This window comes from Kineosporia babensis (assembly GCF_021129305.1).
Classification (GTDB): Bacteria; Actinomycetota; Actinomycetes; order Actinomycetales; family Kineosporiaceae; genus Kineosporia; species Kineosporia babensis.
Genome location: NZ_JAJOMB010000001.1, coordinates 306,350 through 323,926, shown reverse-complemented (window position 1 = coordinate 323,926; position 17,577 = coordinate 306,350). Strand labels below are relative to the sequence as shown.

Sequence of the window (17,577 nt, the reverse complement as noted above, 5' to 3'; positions counted from 1 at the left end):
GGCTTCGGCGGCAGGCTCTGCAAGCCTGGTCGGATCGCTCAAGCGACTCATTGCCGAGGAAGCTGCCAAGCAGGCTATTCGGGGCAATCGAGGCGAGGAGCCGCGTGATTGAGCCAGCCAGAAGCACCGTACGGCCTAATCCGGCGGCCGTTTCCCGATGTTGCTCCGGGCGAGTGACTTACGTCGATGTACTAGCGATTGATCTTGCTCGGCAATGACTATCCGTGAGTGCAACTTCCGCCCGTCGCCGAACGCCTGATCGGCCAGCCGTGTCTGTGCTGACCGCAGTGACGCTGCTGGGCGCGGTGCTGGGCGGCGTCCGGGTTCTGCCGCTCCCACCGCCCGTGGTTCATCGGCTCGAGCTCGCCGACCGGTTTCTGGTGTCCGGCGACTCGGTGCTGCTGTACTGGCACGTGGAGCATGCCGACCGGATCGCGGTCTGGGAAGGCATCTGCGTCAAGCACGAGATCAACGTTCGCTCAGGTCGGGGTGTTTCGCCGCTGCCGCTGCGCACCGGCGGCTGGCTGCGCGTGGAGATCGCCAACCACCGGCACACCCGGCGCCTGAAACTCGGTCCGTTGCAGGTGGTGAAGGTACCCACGATCTCGCACGTGAGCCTGCCCGACCTGGACCTGCGCCGGATCTCCGACGCCCGGATCGAGAGCCTGGCCGGCCTGCTGAACCGGATCGGTGAACGTGTTCCCAGCTGGCGCACCGCCCGGCCGCCCGCGCCGCCCGGATCGGTGTGGGATCCGCTTGCCGACACTCTGCCCCTGCCGATCGTGGATCATCAATCCGAAAGCCCTGACCATGAAGAATGATTCACCGATCGGTATCACCGACGTCCTGATCTGGCTGTCCGGCGGCGACCGCGAGACTCTGGATCGTTCCCCGGCCGACCGGGCCCGGCACATCGGCTACGGCAGCATGTTCCTGGCCACCGCGGCCTTCGCCGCCGTCTCCGGTGCCGTGGCCCTGAGCATGACGATGGACGTCGGCCCGGTCGCGGCCACCGTTGCGGGCGTGGCCTGGGGCCTGCTGATCCTGGCGATCGACCGGATGCTGGTGCTCAGCATGACCCGGACGAAGGGGTTCCGGGGCTTCTGCGTCAGCCTGGGCACCGCCGCCCTGCGGATCGGCATGGCCCTGGTGCTCGGGGCCGTGGTGTCCACCCCACTGGTGCTGCGCATCTTCCAGCCGGAGATCGAGACCGAGATCAAGGTGATGCACGCCGAAGAAGCGGCCGCCTTCAAGGACCAGCTCGACGCCGACTCCCGGTTCAGCGGCATCCCCGCCCTGCAGCAGCAGATCGCGCAGCAGCAGGCCATCGTCGACGCCGGGCCCAGCGCATCCCCCGAGTCGGACCCGGCCGTGAAGACCGCCCGCGCTGCCCTGGCCACTGCGCAGGCTGCCTACGACGAGGCCGAGGAAGCCGTGGTCTGCGAGATCGAAGGCACCTGCGGCACCGGCCGGCGCGGCGCCGGCATCGCGTACGACGAGAAGGTCCGGATCCGCCAGAACGCCGCGAGCGACCTGCGCGCCGCCCGCGCCGACCTGCAGACCGCGCTGGCCACAGCCGGCTCGACCAGCCTGCAGCGCTCACGTAACCAGGTGGCCTCGGCCCGCGAACAGCTCGAGACCGACCGGGAGGAACTGGCCGACCTGAAGGCCGACAAGACCGCCGCCGAACGCGCTCAGCGCAGCACCCTGGCCGACGCCGACGGCCTGATGGCCCGGCTGGAGGCCCTGCACCGCCTGCTGGACAAGAAGCCGGCCCTGGCCTCCGCGCACTGGCTGCTGATGGCCCTGTTCATGATCATCGAGACGCTGCCGGTGCTGACCAAGACCCTGCAGCTGCTGGCCCCGCGCTCGTTGTACGAGTACCTCAGCGAACTGCGCGACGCGGACACGCTGGCCCAGGCCCGGGAGGCCTCCGACGAACGCCGCGAGGTCGAGCGCATCCGGTCCGAGGTGACCCGGGCGGCCGAGAACGACCTGACCGAGCGGCGGATCGACCTCCAGAAGGACGTGAACGCCCAGGTGGTGGCCAAGCAGAAGGAGGTCACCGAGGCGGCCCTGAACGCCTGGGGCGAGCAGGTCACCGCGCACACCGTGGAAGAGGTCGGACGCTGGGTGCCGCCCCGGACCACGGTCATCGACCTCGACTGACGAGCGGTGAGGCGGGCTCACCATCCGTACCGGGGTACGCCCGACCGGGGTAACGATTGCGGACCGATCATCGCAATGGCCGCGTCCAGGCGCTATAACTCCAGGTGGGGCTATCGGGGCAGGAGTTTGCTCCGGGGATTGGGGAGGACAGTGTCCGGCGCACTCGGTGAGCACTTCGCGACTCGGCGGATCAAGCGGTACGTGAAGGCTTATCAGGGCTCGTTCCACCGCCAGATCGAAGTGGTTCGCGAGGCCACGCCGGCCGGGCACGCGATCGAGGTGCTGGCGCGGATGCACCGCACGGCCGATCGCCAGGCCAGCAGTGCGGCCGGCCACCTGACCCCCGTAGAGCACCAGAAGGCGGCCGACCTAGGCCTTTTCCGGCTGGCCCAGGAATGGGGCACCGGATACCCCGCCCTGCGCGGCGCGATCCACGACCACCTCTGGCGCCGCAGCTTCGTCCTTACGTATTCCGGTGCGCTGGAATGGTTCACCGCCGCCCGCAACCGCGGTGAACTGAACGAGCCGATGACGCAGCTGCAGTGGCGGGCGATCAGCCACGCCATCGCGGCCAGCGAGGCGGCGACCCGGCCGATCTCCTACGACGAGCAGTTCACCCGGCCCCGGGTGGCCCGGCTGAAAGCTGAGGCGATCGGCCGGGTCTCGCGCCAGCACACCGCCGCGACCACGGTCAGCATCGAGCGCCGCACCCCGGAGCGCCAGGTGGCGGTCGAGCACGAGCGCCGCCTGGTCGCCACGGTGTGACCGGCTACTTGAACGCGTAGTAGGCGCCCACCACGGCGCCCACGACCACCAGCGCGGCCAGGATCGCCGAGACGATCTTGACCCAGCTGTAGGGCCGGTCGCCGATCATCTCCCCGGTCCGGGCGTTGATCATCACCCGCCAGACCTGGTTGTCGAACCGGTAGGCGGCCAGCCAGACCGGTAGCAGCAGCAGCTTGAAGGTCACCGCGTCCCACGAGGTGTTCATCGAGCTCACCCGCTGCTGGTCGCCGCCGATGTCCCGGGCGCAGTCGTTGCGGATCTGCCCGGAGGCGATGTCCTGGAACTTCACCAGCCCCTCGGGCGGCTCGACCTCGTACCGCAGGGTCTGGTAGCCGGCCAGGAACTCGGGCCGGTAGGGCACCACCATCGGCAGGTCCCAGGGCTCGAGCTTCTCCACCCGGTCGGCGGGTAGCCGCTGGACCGCGGAGACCAGCACATCGTCGAAAATCCGCCGCACCGTGCCGTACACCGGCGTCCAGGCGATCTTGCGGACCTGCCGCTCGCGCTCCTCGCCCTCGGAGTCGCGGTACGTCTCGGTCTCGTAGTAGTAGTCGCCGCGCTGGCCGTGGTAGACGGTGGTGGTGTCGCTGTCGTACGTCCAGAACGGCAGGTAGGTGCCCTCGAGCGACTCCCGGGCGGCCAGCGTCTTCAATGAGTTGGGGGCGAACCAGCGGCTTTTCACCCAGGCCTGGAACAGCTCCATGGCCTTGCCCGGATCGATGGCGAAGGGCAGGACCCCTTCCGGGGTGATCACCAGGTCGGCGTCCTGCTCCAGCACCACCGCGGCCCCGCAGAACGGGCAGGCGTCGGACATGTGGTCGGTCTCGGTCCGCGCCCCGCAACCGTTGCAGGTCATGGTGAGCGGGGCGATCTGGGTGGCCGGCTTGGCCTGGGCGGTGGCCAGCCACTCGTCGTAGGAGTGCTCGCGCACCACCCGTTCCGGCTCGCGTTCCACCTCCTGCTCGAAACCGCAGTAGGGGCACTTCAGCGCCGTGGTCCCCGGAGCGAACGTCAGCCGCGCGCCGCAGGAGGCACACGGGTACTGCTGCTGGGTGTACTGCGGCGTCGCGCTGTCGCTGTCTGTCATCCCTGACCTGCTCGCTCGGATACCAACGAAGGAACTACTGCGGGGGCAGCGGCGGCGGGCCCTGCGGCAGCAGACGGGCGATCTCCGGAACGTTGGACGCCTGCGTCCACTCATTGAGGCCGGCTCGCCACACGAGCGTGGTGGCGGTGAGCTGTCTGCCGGAGACCTGGGCCTGCAGTCCGGCCTCGTCCAGAGGACCGAGTTGCTGACCGTTCACGGCGACGTACCACTGGGCGGCCGTCGGCAGCGGCGGGGGACCGGCGGGAGCCGCCGGGGCTGTGGCCGGGGGCTGCGCGGCGGGCTGCTGGTACATCGAGGCGGCGGCCTGCTGACCGATACCCACACCCAGGCCGATGCCCATCGCGTCGCCGGCGCCGCCCGGGTTGTTGGAGGCGTTCTCGATCGCGTTGGCGGTCTGGAACTGGGTGTACTTGTTCAGGTCACCGAGCACACCCATCTGGGTGCGCTTGTCCATCGCCTGCTCGACCTCGGGCGGGAGCGAGACGTTCTCGATGATGAACTTCGGCACCGCGATGCCGTTGGGAGCCAGCTCCTCGGTCAGCGTGCCGGCCAGCCGGGCGGCGATCTGCTCCTGGTGCAGGGCCAGGTCGAGCACGGCCACCTGGGCGTGCGCCAGAGCCCCGGCCAGACGCCCGACGATGAGCTGGCGCAGGAACTCCTTGACCTCGTCGGTCTTGAACAGGCCGTCGGTGCCGACCAGCTCCTTGAGGAACCTGGCCGGGTCCACCACCCGGGCCGAGAAGGCGCCGAAGGCCCGCACCCGGACCATCCCGAAGTCGGCGTCACGCAGCATGATCGGGTTCTGCGTGCCCCACTTCAGCTCGGTGAACTGCCGGGTGCTGACGAAGTAGACCTCGGCCTTGAACGGCGAGTTGAACCCGTACTTCCAGCCCTTGAGCGTGCTCAGGACCGGCATGTTCTGGGTCTCGAGGGTGTGCGTGCCGGGCTGGAAGACGTCGGCGATGGTGCCCTCGTTGACGAAGACCGCCACCTGGGACTCGCGCACGATGAGCTGGGCGCCCATCTTGATCTCGTTCTGATACCGCGGGAACCGGTAGACCATCGTGTCGCGGCTGTCGTCCAGCCACTCGATGATGTCGACCAGCTCACCGCGGATCTTGTCGAACAAGCCCACCATTCCTCCTGCAGTCTGTTGCCCGGCCGGAACCTGCCCGGCCCGCGGGATCTTGCTCTCGAACAGACGACGCCCGCATCACCCACGTTGCATGGCCGACGTCCGCACTTGGCGCCCCACCCTCTCGCACCCGCCCCGTACCTTGCCTGAATGCGGACGGGACCGGGAGAGCCCAACGACCGAACCTGGCAACGGACGTCCCTGGCCGGGTTGGCGGGGTCGCTGGCCGGCCGCCGGGTGGTCGCCGTGGACGGTCGCGGCGCCAGCGGCAAGACCTCGCTGGCCCGGCGTCTGGCCGAGCACACCGGCGCCACGGTCGTCCACTCGGACGACGTCGCCTGGAACCACTCCCGCTTCGACTGGGACGAGCAGATGATCAGCGGCGTGCTGACCCCGTACCTGGCCGGTACGGGCGTGCACTACCAGCCGCCGGGCTGGGCATCGCACGGCCGGGACGGGCACATCACGGTTGCGGCCGATGCCGCGCTGCTGATCATCGAGGGGGTCGGCGTGTCCCGGCGCTCGCTGGTGCCCTACCTGGACGTGGCGATCTGGGTGCGCTCGGACTACGCGGACGCCAAGCGGCGCGGACTGGAGCGGGACATGGCCGAGCAGGGCACCGACCACGCCACCGCCGAGCGGCTGTGGGACGAGTGGGAGGCCGAGGAGGTGCCGTTCCTTCAGGACGACCGGCCCTGGGAACGTGCGGACGTGATCGTGGGCGCGGTGCCGGAAACGCCCGAACTACGTTACGACCCGAGCACGGAGGTACTGATCGGCGCGGGGCCGGGCTCCTACACTCCACCTGGACCGACTCCGAGCTGAGGAACCCGGTGGAGAGACTGCGGATGACTTCGCCCGACGCGGCGGACGGGAACGTGGACAAGCTCGCCGAACTCTTCCCCAGCGCGGTCACCGAGCAGGTCGGCGCGGACGAGGTGGTGCGCCGGGTGATCGACTTCGACATGCTGCGCCAGGAACTGGCCGGCGCCGCGGTGGAAGGGCCCCAGGAGCGCTACCACCTGGAGTGGCCGGGCAAGCGGAAGGCCGCGCTGGCGGCCAACACCCCGGTCGCGAAGACGTTGCGCCCGGTCCGCGCGGACTCGGTCGACTTCGACACCACGCGAAACCTGTTCATCGAGGGCGACAATCTGGACGCCCTGAAGCTGCTGCAGGAGTCCTACCTGGGCCAGGTCAAGCTGATCTACATCGACCCGCCCTACAACACCGGTAACGACTTCGTGTACAACGACGACTTCTCGGTCGGAACCGCCGAATATCTGCTTTCTTCAGGGCAGATGGACGCTTCGGGGGCCCGTCTGGTGCCCAACCCGGAGTCGGGTGGCCGGTTCCACAGCGACTGGCTGAGCATGATCTACGCCCGGCTGAAGCTGGCGCGTTCGTTCCTGAGCGACGACGGGATCATCGCGGTCAGCATCGACGACAAGGAACAGGCCCGGGTGGCCCAGATCCTGGACGAGCTGTTCGGCGACGACGGCCGGGTCGCCCAGGTGGTGGTCCAGGCCAACAAGGGCGGGCGGGACTACCTGGCACTGGCCCAGACCCATGAGTACCTGCTGATCTACGGGCGCAGCGGCGGCGCCGGGATCTACGATCTGCCGCGTGATGTCTCGGACCTGCCGCTGGCCGACGAGGTGGGCCGGTACGTGGCGCGTGACCTGCGCAATCGTAATCCGCGGTTCAGCCGGGCGAACCGGCCGAACCTGTTCTACCCGTTCTACGTGAACCCGGCGCTGACCGATGCGAACGGCTATGCGGCGGTGTCGCTGGAACCCTCGGACGAGTACCCGCTGGCGGCGGTGCCGTTGAACCGCGAGGGGGTGGAGAGTTGCTGGCGGTGGGGCCGGGAGAAGGTTTCCGCGGCCATCGTCGCCGGTGATCCGAAGGCCTCGACGGTGGTGGCCCGGCAGGTGCGGGGCGGCGCCTGGAACGTGTACGAGAAGCACCGGCCCTCGACCCAGAAGGTGAAGACGGTCTGGGACGAGAAGGAGGTGCGCACCGAGGCCGGTACCCGGGAGATCCGGGAGCTGTTCGGGGCCACGGTGTTCGACCACCCGAAACCGGTTGACCTGCTGAAGAAACTGATCGCCATCGCCACCACCCCGGACGCGCTGGTGCTGGACTTCTTCGCCGGATCGGGGGCCAGCGCGCATGCCGTGATGGCGCTGAACCGCGAGGACGGCGGGCGGCGCCGGTTCATCGCGGTGCAGTTGCCGGAGGCGTGTGCACCGGGGACCGAGGCTTTCAAGGCCGGATTTGAGACGATTGCGGAGGTCGCCAAAGAACGCCTGCGGCGGGCCGGGCGGGCGCTGGCGGCCGATCGCCCGTTGCTGGACAAAGGGTTTCGGGTGCTGCGGGTGGACAGCACGAACCTGGTCGATGCCGTGCGGGCGCCCGGGCCGGGCCCGCGGCGGGATCTGGTGGCCGACCTGGTCAAGCCGGATCGCACGCCGGAGGATCTGCTGTTCCAGGTGCTGCTGAGTTCGGCGCTACCGTTGGATGAGCCGATCGCTCAGGAAAAGCTGAATGGTAAGCAGGTTTTCGTGGTCGGTGAGCTGACCGCCTGCTTCGACGCCGGGATCGACCTTGACCTGATCCGGGCCCTGGCCGAACGCCGCCCGCCGCGACTGGTGCTGCGGGAGTCCGGCTTCGCCTCGGACCAGGACCTGATCAATGCCGGGCAGGTCTTCCGTGAGATCGTTCCGGACACCGACGTGAAGCTGATCTGAGCCGGATGAAGCTGCAGTTCAAGGTCCAGCACTATCAGACGCAGGCAGTGGCCGCGGTGGCTGACGTCTTCCTCGGACAGCCGCGCAGCACCGGCCCGCGCAATGCCGAGATCGCTCTTTCGCCGCTGCAGCTGATGGCCAACATCCATACCGTACAGGCCCAGCGAGACCTGCCCCTTTCGAGAACGTTCGCCGACAGCATCGGTGCCCCGGGCGTCCCCAATCTGGATGTCGAGATGGAGACCGGAACCGGTAAGACTTACGTGTACGGCAAGACCATTCTGGAGCTCAGTCGGCGCTATGGATGGAGCCGGTTCGTCGTGGTGGTGCCCTCGATCGCGATTCGTGAGGGCGTGAAACGGTCGTTCGACCTGACTGCCGAGCATTTTCAGCAGGAGTACGGCACCCGTCCCCGGACCTTCGTCTACAGTTCATCGCCGGCCGGGCTGCGCGAGGTGGAGCGCTTCGCCTCGGAGGCCGGGGTGCAGGTGATGATCATCAATCTGCAGGCGTTCAATGCACCGGGCCGGGAGAGCCGGCGGATCTACGACGAACTGGACGCGTTCCAAGGGCGCCGGCCGATCGACGTGCTGCGGGAAACCCGGCCGATCGTGATTGTGGACGAGCCGCAGAAGATCGGCTCCAGTAGATCGCTGGAGTCGTTGTCCCGATTCAATCCGCTGATGATGCTGCGGTATTCGGCGACGCATCGGGTGGAGCACGTCAAGGTGCACCGGCTGGATGCGGTGGCGGCCTTTCGGCAGAAGCTGGTGAAGAAAGTTGCGGTGCGTGGCCTGGAGTTGTCCGAGGACGGGCGCCGGATTCAGATCCGCGAGGTGATCAAGGCTCACCTGGAGAAGGAGCGTGAACTGTTCGGGCAGGGCGTCAAGGTACTTTCGCTGTTCTTCATCGACGAGGTGGCGAAGTACCGGGACTACGGGCGGCCGGGGGTACTCGGGCCCTATGCCGAGATGTTCGAGCAGGAGTATGCGGCGCTCAGCGCGGTGGTACCGGCCGATGGCGAATACGCCGACTATCTGCGCCGGGACAGCGCGGCTGCGGTGCATGGCGGCTACTTTTCGGTGGACAAGAAGAGCCGGCACTGGATCGACGGGGACGTGTACAAGACCGGCGACGAGGCCGGGCAGTCGAAGGACCTGGCCGCGTACGACCTGATTCTGCGGGACCAGGAACGGCTGCTTTCGCTGGACGAGCCGGTGCGGTTCATCTTCTCGCACTCGGCTCTGCGCGAGGGCTGGGACAATCCCAATGTTTTCGTGATGGGCATGCTCAAGCAGAGCGGTACCAGGATATCCCGGCGTCAGGAGATCGGGCGGGGGCTGCGGCTGGCGGTGAACCAGCAGGGCCGGCGGATGGACAATCCCCTGACGGTCCACGAGATCAACGTTCTGACCGTGGTCACCGACGAGTCCTACACCGAGTTCGTCGAAGGCCTGCAGAAGGAGAGCGACGGCGATTTCCCCGTCCCGGTGGACGATCGCCGGGCGAGACCTCGGGCCCTCGAGTTCGGTCCCGAGGCGCAACGGCTGTGGAATCTGATCAATCGCAAGGCGGTCTACCGGGTTTCCCTGGCCACCGACCGACTCGTCGCGGCCGGCATCGCTGCCCTCAATCGTCCGTTGCTCATGGATCCGGGGCCCGGCGGGAATTACGATCTGGTGGGCGAGATATCGGTGCGGACCGGCCTCACCCGCCGGACCACCGCTGATCTGCTGGAACAGGTCTCCGACGAAACCTTCACGCAGTTCCGGCGGAATCCGGAGGGTTTCATCGCCGAGGCCGCGCGTCGGATCAACGAGCAGAAGGCGGTCCAGACGGTCGGGCAGTTGACCTACGAGCTGCGGGACGAGCGCCACGAATACCGCTACGTCGATCCGGCCCCGATTGATGCCGACGCCCAGATCGTCGTGAAACTCCCTCGTGATTACGTCATTCCGACTCCGGCCGGTGATTACCGGCCGGACTGGGTGCTCGGGTTGGCGGACGGCAGTATCCGGCTGGTGGATTCGCTGACCGAGGATGATGCGCGGGTGCAGTGCGCCCGCCGCTGGCTGCCGGTCCTGCCGGTAGAGGCCGATCTGTGGCATAGGTAACGTTTGAGAAATCTCGCCGGGAAACCGTCAGCTGTCTGCCTAGCCTGTGAGTGTCATTGTCGCTCGGGGAAATTCAGCGGTATGCGGAGGGAACGCGAGAATGCGGTTTGACATGCGCAGTCGGGCAGCGGTGGGGGTCGTCACCGCCGCCGGGATCAGTGCGTTGCTGGCCTTGCCGGCCCAGGCGGCCGAAACGGCGGCGACCACGGAACTGGTCACTCAGACGGCGAGCGGGGCGGCGCCGACCGGAAATGCCAAGAACCCGGCGGTCAGCGCGGACGGCCGGTACGTCGCGTTCGCTTCTACCGACAGCGGGCTGACCAGCGATCCGGACGCCGGGGACTGGGACGTCTTTGTCCGGGACACCAAAACCGGAGTGACCAAAAAGATCTCGGTCGGGCTGAACGGCGCCCGGCCGAACGGCGGCAGCTACGACGTCGACATCTCGGCCGACGGGCGCTACGTGGCCTTCTCGTCCGACGCCACCAACCTGCTGCCCGGAGACTCCACGCCGTCGCTGTCGCCGCGGATCTTCGTCAAGGATCTACAGACCGGGAAACTGGCCAACATCTCCGCGGTGGCCGAGGCCACCGGCTACGGAGGTGAGAGCGAACCCTCCATCTCGGCCGACGGTGGCGTGGTCGCGTTCTCCTCGTCGAGGGACAACCTGGTTCCGGGCGACACGAACAAGGTCGGGGACGTGTTCGTCTGGAAACGGGAGACCGGCGAGCTCACCCGCGTCAGCGTCTCTTCCTCGGGAGAGCAGGCGCCTTACGGTTCCTACAACTCCGCCCTCGAGCCCGACCTCTCCGGGGACGGCAAGTGGGTGGCGTTCCGCTCCGGCGCCGCCAACCTGGTTCCCGGCGACACCAACGGCATCAGCGACGTCTTCCTGCACTCCCTGGAGACCTCTGAGACGACGAGGGTCTCGGTCGGCCCGAACGGTGAGCAGGCGACCGGCGGTGTCACCCCGATCAAGTACGGCACCGGCAGCCCGAGTCTCTCGCACGACGCCAGCGTGATCGCCTACGACGGCAGTTCGGTGGCGGGGATCGTGGAGGGCGAACCCGGCTACAACCGGCAGATCTACGTTCGGGACCGCGTTACCGGCGCTACCGAGTTGGCCAACGTCACGCTGACCGGCGAGCGCTCCACCGAGCACGGCAGTCAGCCGGCGCTCTCCCCGGACGGGCGGTTCGTGGGCTTCATGTCCTACGACAAGAACCTGGTCGAGGGGGACACCGACGAGGAGGACGTCTTCGTCCGGGACCTGGCCAACGACCGCACCGCGCGGGCTTCGGTGGCGGCCGACGGTTCGCAGGCGAACAACAGCAGTGGCATATGGGGTATAGCGCTTTCGGAGGGGGCACGGACGGTGGCCTTCACCTCGCTGGCGACCAACCTCGTCCCCGATTCGGTAGGCGGCAACCACCAGCTCTTCCAGCACCGCTTCGCCGGTGGGTTCTGGAACGCTCAGTAATATGGGACGCGGTTGTTCCGGGAGGATCCTCCCGGAACAACCGTTGTTCGAGGCCGTGCGTAGTGATGACGGACCTCGGTAGACCACCTGCTTGAACGGACTGCTGTGACCACTCCCGACCCGTCTGCCCGGATCGATGCTGCCCGTGACCCGTCGGCGCTGCGTAAGCACCTGATCGCCGCCGTGGCCGATGATCAGGTGCGGCTGACCTCGGCACGGGAGGCCAGCGCGGCGTTCGCCCTGTGGACGCCGCTCTACCTGGCCCGGCAGCCGTCGATCTGGGTGCTCGGGGTCGGTTCGCTGGGGCTGCTGGCCCTGGCCGACGTCCTGATCTTCAACCGGTACGTGTCCGCGTTCCCGTTCTGGAGCGCGCTGGGCTGGCTCCTGGCGGCCGTGCTGGTGGCCTACGCCCTGGTCATGGCGGTGGTGGGCTGGCGAGCGGTGCACACCTTCGACCGAGTGCTGTTCAGTGCCGACGACCCGCGGGCGCTGATCGGGGCTGACATCCGGGCCGAGGGCGATCAGCTCCTGGTCATCCTGAACAACCACGTCGCGCGGCGAATCGGGTTCGGCGACGGCAGTCGGCTGCGAGGTCTGCTGGGCGCCCGGCTGGGCACCGCGCTGGCCCAGCACCCGAAGGTGACAGTGCAGTTCACCGCGCAGAACGACCGGCTGGCCCGAACTTACTTCGAAGACCTCACCGCCGCGCTTCCGGCCGAGGACGGCTGGGTGCACAACCTGAGCGGCCGCACCGGCACTGCACGCCGGTCCTAGAGGTTGGTACCGGTCAGACCGGCCGACAGGGTCCAAAGCCGCTCGGCAGAAACGGGATCGATGGCGTAGGGGTTCACGCCGCGTGCGTGGCCCTCTTCGGTGCCCAGGTCGGCGATCGCCGCTACGTCCACGTCCTCGCAGTAGACGCCGCCCATGCCGTCGAGTTGTGGTGAGGTGGCTGCCCAGACGGTGGTGGCTGCCCCCTGGTCCGGAGTCTTCCAGGGGTAGATGTCGTTACCCGCCTCATCGATCCAGCCCAGGGCGACCATTTCGCGGTCCGGAAGGTGGCGCTGCAGCGGGGTGCGGATGCCGCCGGGGAACACTGAGAACGCCCGTACGCCAACCGGTTCGCCCAGCTTGTCCAGGTGGCGGGCGAACAGCACGTTGGCGGTCTTGGCCTGCCCGTACGCCTGCCACTTCTCGTAGCCGTTGTGGAACTGCAGGTCGTCCCACCGGATGTCCGAAGCCTTGTGCCCCCAGGAGCTCAGGCTGATCACCCGTGCTCCCTCGGCCCGGACCAGCGCAGGCCACAGCAGTGCGGTCAGGGCGAAGTGCCCGAGGTGATTGGTGGCGAACTGCGCCTCCCAGCCCGGTCCCACCCGGGTCAGCGGCGTAGCCATGACGGCGGCGTTGTTGATCAGCAGGTCCAGGCTCTTCCGGCCGGTCAGGAAGGACTCGGTGAAGGCCCGCACACTGCCGAGGTCGGCCAGGTCCAGCTCGGCCACCTCCACTCCCTTGATACCGCCCAGCTGCTGCGCCGCGACATCCGGACGTCTCGCGGGCACCACCACCGTGGCCCCGGCGGCGGCCAGCGCCTGCGTGGTCGAGATGCCGATCCCCGAGTACCCGCCGGTCACGATCGCCACCTGGCCGGTCAGATCGATACCGCTGAGCACCTCTGCCGTAGTCGTTTCCGGACCGAAGCCCGATCCGGTCGGACGCTGATAAGAAACCATGTCCTCGACGCTACGCAGTGGCCCTACGACGTTCCAGGGTGAGCCGCACCCACCCTGATCTGCAGCGCGGGAAACATCGGGGGCGAGCTGAACAGCGCCGGATCCGGCCGGAAGTGAACGGTCGTCCCGGTACTGCCCTGCTCTTCGAGCGGCACCAGCCCGGTCACCGGAATCCCGTGTTCGTAGCGCTGCGTCCACGACCGGTCGTGACGCCGATTGGTGTGCACCAGCCACGTGCTCAACGCAGCCACCACCGACATCCCTCGGCGCGGATGGCCGTCCGGCAGCGTCTGCGCCTGCGGAAAATCGAAGAAACGCAGATCTTTCGTGCTCATCACCGGCTTCTTCACCGGTTCGCCGGCCTCGTCGTACCGGGTGTCGGTGCCCCGCCCGTCATCGCTCACCGACACCGAACCATCGGCGTGCCATTCCACCGAGCAGTTCCCCACTCGTCCCTTGCTTTCCGCCTCGTCGGCCGCATACGCCAGCACCTCGAGAACCAGATGGAGGACGCCGGTGGGCGCGAACGCCGTCGGCTTGCCGCGGATTTCGGCCAGGTGAGCGGCATCCACCGCTCGCGCCCAGTCATGCGTGGTGTTGTGCCAGGCGGGTGCCTCATTCCCCATGAATGCAATTGTCTCAGTGACGGGGATGAGTGTCGGTCAGGCTACCAACGGACTGTGTGGACGGAACGAGATGTCGAGGTCGGCATCCAGTGCTGCGGCCAGGCGAGCCAGGAGTGGCACAGTGGGAGTGGCACCCCCGGACTCCAGACGGGAGAGCTGAGGCTGAGTCATCCCAGCTCGATCGGCAAGTTCTGCCTGAGTCAGGCCGAGGGCAGCTCGCCGGTCATGGACCAGTTGCCCGAGCATGAGGGCCGCGCGTGCCTCTGCATATGCTTCGGCGTGCTCGTCTGCTCCGGTGCGCTCCCACCGGCTGTGGCCGTTCGTCATCATTTCCCCAATCCGGAGAACCACTTACGCTCGTATACCTCGGTCGCAGGCGCATGGGCCTCGTGGCCTTCCGCGCACGCCTGCTGCGCTGCCACAGCTCGCTCCACCTCTGCCCGTTCCACCTGTCTCGTTTTCCGAAAGACGGTCAGGAGAACCACGCGTGCGCCTGGTGCCAGCCAGTAGCTGATCCGGACGGCGTCCCGAGCCAAGTGGAACGCAATTCCCGGGTCTTGCCTCGCAGGTGGCGCGAATAGGGCTCACCCAACGTCTCGGCGCGTTCGGAGAGGATGTCGGCCATCGCCTCGACCTTGGCATATTCAATGAGCGTCAACGTCCCGAGCCACTCGCGGACCTCCGGCTCGAGCTCGATGACGTGGTGTCTCGTCACATATGAACGATATACCTTCCTTGGTATGTCCTGAGGGTAGTCGCGTCGCCGGTTCTTGCCTAGAGGTCCGTTAGGGCCACGTCAGGCGTCTGTCTTGCTCAGTTCCCGGAGGACGGCCTGGATTGCGGGGCTGGCGTTGGCGCTGCGGCGCCAGGCGGCGTAGACCTCTCGCTTGGGGGCTCGCTTCAGGGGGAGTGACAGCAGGTCTTCGCGTAGCGGGGGGCGGGCCAGGCGGGGGATCAAGGCTATGACGTCGCCGGAGGCTACGAGGGAGAGTTGGGTGCTGAAGTCGTCGATCAGGTGGCGGACGTCTGGTTCTACTCCGGCACCGGCGAACAGACGTCGAAACCATTGGTGGCACACGGTTCCCGGGGGAGAGGTGACCCAGGCGTGGCCGGCCAGGTCGGAGACCGCCAGGGGGCGATCCAGTTCGGCGAGGGGGTGGGAGCGATGGAGGACGACGTCACCGACGTCTGTGTGGATGTGCCGCTGCAGCATGGAGGGGGAGAGGGCTACCGGGAGTCCGTCGGCGTCGTGGGTGAGCGCCAGGTCGGCAGTGCCGGCGTCCACGCTGCGGAGGGCTTGTTCGGGGTCTTCTTCGGAGATGTGCAGCCGTAGTTCGGGGGCGTGGGTGGAGAGCGCAGGGACGACGGGGGCGAGCAGGCCGCGGACGCCGGTGGAGAAGGCGACTACGCGCAGGGTTCCGCTGGGGGCGCCGTCGGCCACCGAACGGGCGGCCTCGGCGCAGTGCTCGAGGGCCTGGAAGACCGAGGGGGCGGTGTCGACGATGGCCTGCCCGGCCGGGGTCAGGACCACGCCGCGACCGGCCGGGGCCAGGACGGGCACGCCGACCTCGCGTTCCAGGCGTTTGATCTGCTGGGACACGGCCGAGGCGGTGAAGCCCAGCTCGTCGGCGGCCCGGGCCAGGGTGCCCAGCGTGGCCACGGAACGCAGGGCGCGCAGGGCGGTCACATCGATCATGAAGCCAGGCTACGCAATACCGCCAAGAATGCTTTGCTGGACCGTGGGCATCGGATTCGTCAGGATGGCCCCATGACCTCCACGCCCGTGCCTGCTGACCTGCTCTTCGGCTCCAACCTGGTGGCCATGGTGAGCCCGATGAAGCCGGACGGCTCGATCGACTCCGCGGCCGTGACCAGCCTGGTCGAGCACCTGCTGAGCACCGGCTGCGACGGCATCGTGGTCAACGGCACCACCGGCGAGTCGGCCACGCTGTCCGACGCCGAGGCGATGGAGCTGATCCGCACGGTCAAGGCCCAGGTGCAGGGCCAGGCCAAGGTGATCGCCGGGGTCGGCACCTACGACACGAAGGCGACGATCGCCAAGGCGCGCGAGGCCGAGGCGGCCGGCGCGGACGCCCTGCTGCTGGTCACGCCGTATTACAACCGTCCCACCCAGGCCGGGGTGGTGGCCCACAGCCGCGCGGTCGCCGACTCGACCGGGCTGCCGATCATGCTCTACGACGTGCCGGCCCGTACCGGACTGGCGCTGGCCGCGTCCACGATCGTCGAACTGGCGGCGCACCCCCGGATCCAGGCGATCAAGGACGCGAAGGGCGACCTGTTCGAGGCGATGACGGTGATGGCGCGCACCGGGCTGGCCTACTACAGCGGCATCGACGAACTGAACCTGCCCTACCTCGCCAGCGGCGCCACCGGAGTGGTCAGCGTCGTCGGCAACGTGGTGGCCGACCGCAACGAAGAGCTGATCCGGGCGGTGCGCAAGCACGATCTGGACCGGGCCCAGGAGGTGGCTGCCGCGCTGATCCCGCTGACCGACGCGATCATGCGGACCTCGTCCGGCGCGATCATGGCCAAGGCCGCCCTCACCGAACTGGGCGTCATCCCGAGCGCCGCGGTACGGATGCCCCTCCTCGAATCCCCCGACGAGGACCTGCGCAAGCTCCGCGCCGCCCTCCTCACCATCGCCACCCCCGTCCCCTGATCTCACCGACCCGGGTTCACCAGCGTTAGTGGCGCTGGAAGCGTTCCAAAGCCGCAATTGCCGTCACCAGCGCTGGTGAACCGGTGGTCGAACGCGCGGCCGTAGGGTGGGTGGCGTGGATGATCAGGATCAGGCTTTGAGGAGCGCGGCTGCGTGGCAGTGGCGCTGGCCCGGGCTGGCGGTGGGCGGCATCGAGATGATCGAGGGCACGCTGATCTTCCCGATCGAAGGGGTCGGGGTGAAGGCGGTCTGGGACGAGCAGGACGTGGAGGCCGCCCGGCGGACCTACCCGGACCAGCCGGTCGCGCTCTCGCCGGACGGCCTGCTGATTCTCATCGGCCCGCACGCCTCTGCGATGGCCGCCTCAATGGCCTAGCGGCGCCCGGCCCACCGAAGCGAGTTCGAAGCCCCCGGCCTTGGTGCTGACCTCGAGCAGGTGCACGGCGTCGACGTGCAGGGGTGCGTGACTGGGCCGCACTCGCCGTAGCTTGCGGGCCAGTTCGTCGGTGGATGCCTCGTCGTAGGCGTAACCGAGGGTCAGGTGGGTGACGCCGGGGTGGAAGGTGTCGGCCTCGGGGCCCCGTAACTCGCGAATAGCGGAGCGGATCACGGTGATCAGCGCCTGCAGGGGCTCGTCCTCGAGGTCGCACAGGGCGCCGGTGGCGTAGGCCAGTGGGCTGCCGGCGGTGATCTGGAACGGCTCCACGGCCTTCAGTTGTTCGCCCAGCGCCTTGAGCAGGCCAGTCCGTTCGTCGGCGGTGACCTGGGCCGCCGGGGCGTCCCCGACCTTGGCCAGGGTGATCCGCATTGCGTGGTCGGGCACGGTGGCGATGGGGAATCCGGCCATCGCCTCGCGGCAGTCCTGGAACAGCCTGGCCGCAGCGGTGTCTCGCTCCAGGTCGGGCACCAGGCAGACGAACAGCCAGGACTCTCCGGCGGGCCACGGGATCTCGAACGGTTTCACCAGGCCAGGTTAGAGGGCATTGACGCGGCGGCTAG

At 68.1% G+C, this 17,577-nt stretch carries 18 protein-coding genes; 10 read left to right on the top strand and 8 right to left on the bottom strand.

What is annotated here, in order from left to right; all coding sequences use genetic code 11:
- Window positions 1-269 precede the first annotated feature (269 nt).
- The 3 genes from LR394_RS01405 to LR394_RS01395 all read left to right on the top strand — a co-directional run bounded on the left by LR394_RS01405 (window position 270) and on the right by LR394_RS01395 (window position 2,934).
- The gene (locus LR394_RS01405; protein ID WP_231438465.1) at window positions 270-821 is read left to right on the top strand and encodes a hypothetical protein; all 552 of its coding nucleotides are present in this window, start codon (window positions 270-272) and stop codon (window positions 819-821) included.
- Window positions 811-2,169 (top strand): DUF4407 domain-containing protein, encoded by a 1,359-nt coding sequence (locus LR394_RS01400; protein WP_231438464.1) that lies wholly within the window; start codon window positions 811-813, stop codon window positions 2,167-2,169. Before LR394_RS01405 ends, LR394_RS01400 begins: the two co-directional genes overlap by 11 nt.
- Window positions 2,170-2,319: 150 nt before the next feature.
- Window positions 2,320-2,934 carry a hypothetical protein gene (locus tag LR394_RS01395; protein WP_231438463.1) on the top strand — a complete coding sequence of 205 codons (615 nt, stop codon included), beginning with the start codon at window positions 2,320-2,322 and terminating at the stop codon, window positions 2,932-2,934.
- 4 nt (window positions 2,935-2,938) lie between these two features.
- Here the strand turns inward: LR394_RS01395 and LR394_RS01390 are convergent, their stop codons facing one another.
- Together LR394_RS01390 and LR394_RS01385 are read right to left on the bottom strand one after the other, a co-directional pair.
- Window positions 2,939-4,042, bottom strand: coding sequence for a hypothetical protein (locus LR394_RS01390; RefSeq protein WP_231438462.1), 1,104 nt, complete (start codon window positions 4,040-4,042; stop codon window positions 2,939-2,941).
- 34 nt (window positions 4,043-4,076) lie between these two features.
- Complete coding sequence (locus LR394_RS01385) at window positions 4,077-5,198, bottom strand: SPFH domain-containing protein (RefSeq protein ID WP_231438461.1); 1,122 nt, start codon at window positions 5,196-5,198, stop codon at window positions 4,077-4,079.
- Between the two features lie 150 nt (window positions 5,199-5,348).
- Here LR394_RS01385 and LR394_RS01380 point away from each other — a divergent pair, with 150 nt between their 5' ends.
- The 5 genes from LR394_RS01380 to LR394_RS01360 all read left to right on the top strand — a co-directional run bounded on the left by LR394_RS01380 (window position 5,349) and on the right by LR394_RS01360 (window position 12,316).
- On the top strand, window positions 5,349-6,023 hold the full coding sequence (locus tag LR394_RS01380) for a uridine kinase family protein (protein ID WP_231438460.1): 675 nt from the start codon (window positions 5,349-5,351) through the stop codon (window positions 6,021-6,023).
- Window positions 6,024-6,046: 23 nt separating this feature from the next.
- The gene (locus tag LR394_RS01375; protein WP_231438459.1) at window positions 6,047-7,948 is read left to right on the top strand and encodes a site-specific DNA-methyltransferase; all 1,902 of its coding nucleotides are present in this window, start codon (window positions 6,047-6,049) and stop codon (window positions 7,946-7,948) included.
- A gap of 5 nt (window positions 7,949-7,953) precedes the next feature.
- A complete protein-coding gene (locus LR394_RS01370; protein ID WP_231438458.1) occupies window positions 7,954-10,062 on the top strand; it encodes a DEAD/DEAH box helicase family protein in 2,109 nt (702 codons plus the stop codon).
- A 112-nt stretch (window positions 10,063-10,174) separates the two neighbouring features.
- Window positions 10,175-11,542, top strand: a complete 1,368-nt coding sequence (locus LR394_RS01365; RefSeq protein ID WP_231438457.1) for a TolB family protein — start codon at window positions 10,175-10,177, stop codon at window positions 11,540-11,542.
- A 105-nt stretch (window positions 11,543-11,647) separates the two neighbouring features.
- Complete coding sequence (locus LR394_RS01360; RefSeq protein ID WP_231438456.1) at window positions 11,648-12,316, top strand: hypothetical protein; 669 nt, start codon at window positions 11,648-11,650, stop codon at window positions 12,314-12,316.
- On the opposite strand, the gene LR394_RS01355 is transcribed toward LR394_RS01360, so the two are convergent.
- The 5 genes from LR394_RS01355 to LR394_RS01340 form a co-directional block, all read right to left on the bottom strand.
- Window positions 12,313-13,272 carry an SDR family NAD(P)-dependent oxidoreductase gene (locus LR394_RS01355; RefSeq protein ID WP_231438455.1) on the bottom strand — a complete coding sequence of 320 codons (960 nt, stop codon included), beginning with the start codon at window positions 13,270-13,272 and terminating at the stop codon, window positions 12,313-12,315. The genes LR394_RS01360 and LR394_RS01355 overlap by 4 nt on opposite strands.
- 23 nt (window positions 13,273-13,295) lie before the next feature.
- Window positions 13,296-13,898, bottom strand: coding sequence for a hypothetical protein (locus LR394_RS01350; protein WP_231438454.1), 603 nt, complete (start codon window positions 13,896-13,898; stop codon window positions 13,296-13,298).
- A gap of 36 nt (window positions 13,899-13,934) precedes the next feature.
- A complete protein-coding gene (locus tag LR394_RS43545) occupies window positions 13,935-14,225 on the bottom strand; it encodes a helix-turn-helix domain-containing protein (protein ID WP_407936957.1) in 291 nt (96 codons plus the stop codon).
- Between the two features lie 145 nt (window positions 14,226-14,370).
- Window positions 14,371-14,613 (bottom strand): hypothetical protein, encoded by a 243-nt coding sequence (locus LR394_RS01345; protein ID WP_231438453.1) that lies wholly within the window; start codon window positions 14,611-14,613, stop codon window positions 14,371-14,373.
- An 81-nt stretch (window positions 14,614-14,694) separates the two neighbouring features.
- The gene (locus tag LR394_RS01340) at window positions 14,695-15,594 is read right to left on the bottom strand and encodes a LysR family transcriptional regulator (protein WP_231438452.1); all 900 of its coding nucleotides are present in this window, start codon (window positions 15,592-15,594) and stop codon (window positions 14,695-14,697) included.
- 72 nt (window positions 15,595-15,666) lie between these two features.
- Between LR394_RS01340 and dapA the strand changes: the two genes are divergently transcribed.
- Together dapA and LR394_RS01330 are read left to right on the top strand one after the other, a co-directional pair.
- Window positions 15,667-16,578 (top strand): 4-hydroxy-tetrahydrodipicolinate synthase, encoded by a 912-nt coding sequence (gene dapA, locus LR394_RS01335; protein WP_231438451.1) that lies wholly within the window; start codon window positions 15,667-15,669, stop codon window positions 16,576-16,578.
- 115 nt (window positions 16,579-16,693) lie between these two features.
- Complete coding sequence (locus LR394_RS01330; RefSeq protein WP_231438450.1) at window positions 16,694-16,954, top strand: hypothetical protein; 261 nt, start codon at window positions 16,694-16,696, stop codon at window positions 16,952-16,954.
- On the opposite strand, the gene LR394_RS01325 is transcribed toward LR394_RS01330, so the two are convergent.
- Window positions 16,943-17,542: a 2'-5' RNA ligase family protein gene (locus LR394_RS01325; protein ID WP_231438449.1), complete on the bottom strand. Its 600-nt coding sequence runs from the start codon at window positions 17,540-17,542 to the stop codon at window positions 16,943-16,945. The genes LR394_RS01330 and LR394_RS01325 overlap by 12 nt on opposite strands.
- Between the last annotated feature and the right edge of the window lie 35 nt (window positions 17,543-17,577).

Coding starts and splice junctions, on each gene's coding strand:
- LR394_RS01380 (WP_231438460.1), top strand. CDS start 5,349: ATGCGGACGGGACCGGGAGAGCCCAACGACCGAACCTGGCAACGGACG.
- LR394_RS01400 (WP_231438464.1), top strand. CDS start 811: ATGAAGAATGATTCACCGATCGGTATCACCGACGTCCTGATCTGGCTG.
- LR394_RS01375 (WP_231438459.1), top strand. CDS start 6,047: ATGACTTCGCCCGACGCGGCGGACGGGAACGTGGACAAGCTCGCCGAA.
- LR394_RS01355 (WP_231438455.1), bottom strand. CDS start 13,272: ATGGTTTCTTATCAGCGTCCGACCGGATCGGGCTTCGGTCCGGAAACG.
- LR394_RS01350 (WP_231438454.1), bottom strand. CDS start 13,898: ATGGGGAATGAGGCACCCGCCTGGCACAACACCACGCATGACTGGGCG.
- LR394_RS01340 (WP_231438452.1), bottom strand. CDS start 15,594: ATGATCGATGTGACCGCCCTGCGCGCCCTGCGTTCCGTGGCCACGCTG.
- LR394_RS01390 (WP_231438462.1), bottom strand. CDS start 4,042: ATGACAGACAGCGACAGCGCGACGCCGCAGTACACCCAGCAGCAGTAC.
- LR394_RS01365 (WP_231438457.1), top strand. CDS start 10,175: ATGCGCAGTCGGGCAGCGGTGGGGGTCGTCACCGCCGCCGGGATCAGT.
- dapA (WP_231438451.1), top strand. CDS start 15,667: ATGACCTCCACGCCCGTGCCTGCTGACCTGCTCTTCGGCTCCAACCTG.
- LR394_RS01370 (WP_231438458.1), top strand. CDS start 7,954: ATGAAGCTGCAGTTCAAGGTCCAGCACTATCAGACGCAGGCAGTGGCC.
- LR394_RS43545 (WP_407936957.1), bottom strand. CDS start 14,225: ATGACGAACGGCCACAGCCGGTGGGAGCGCACCGGAGCAGACGAGCAC.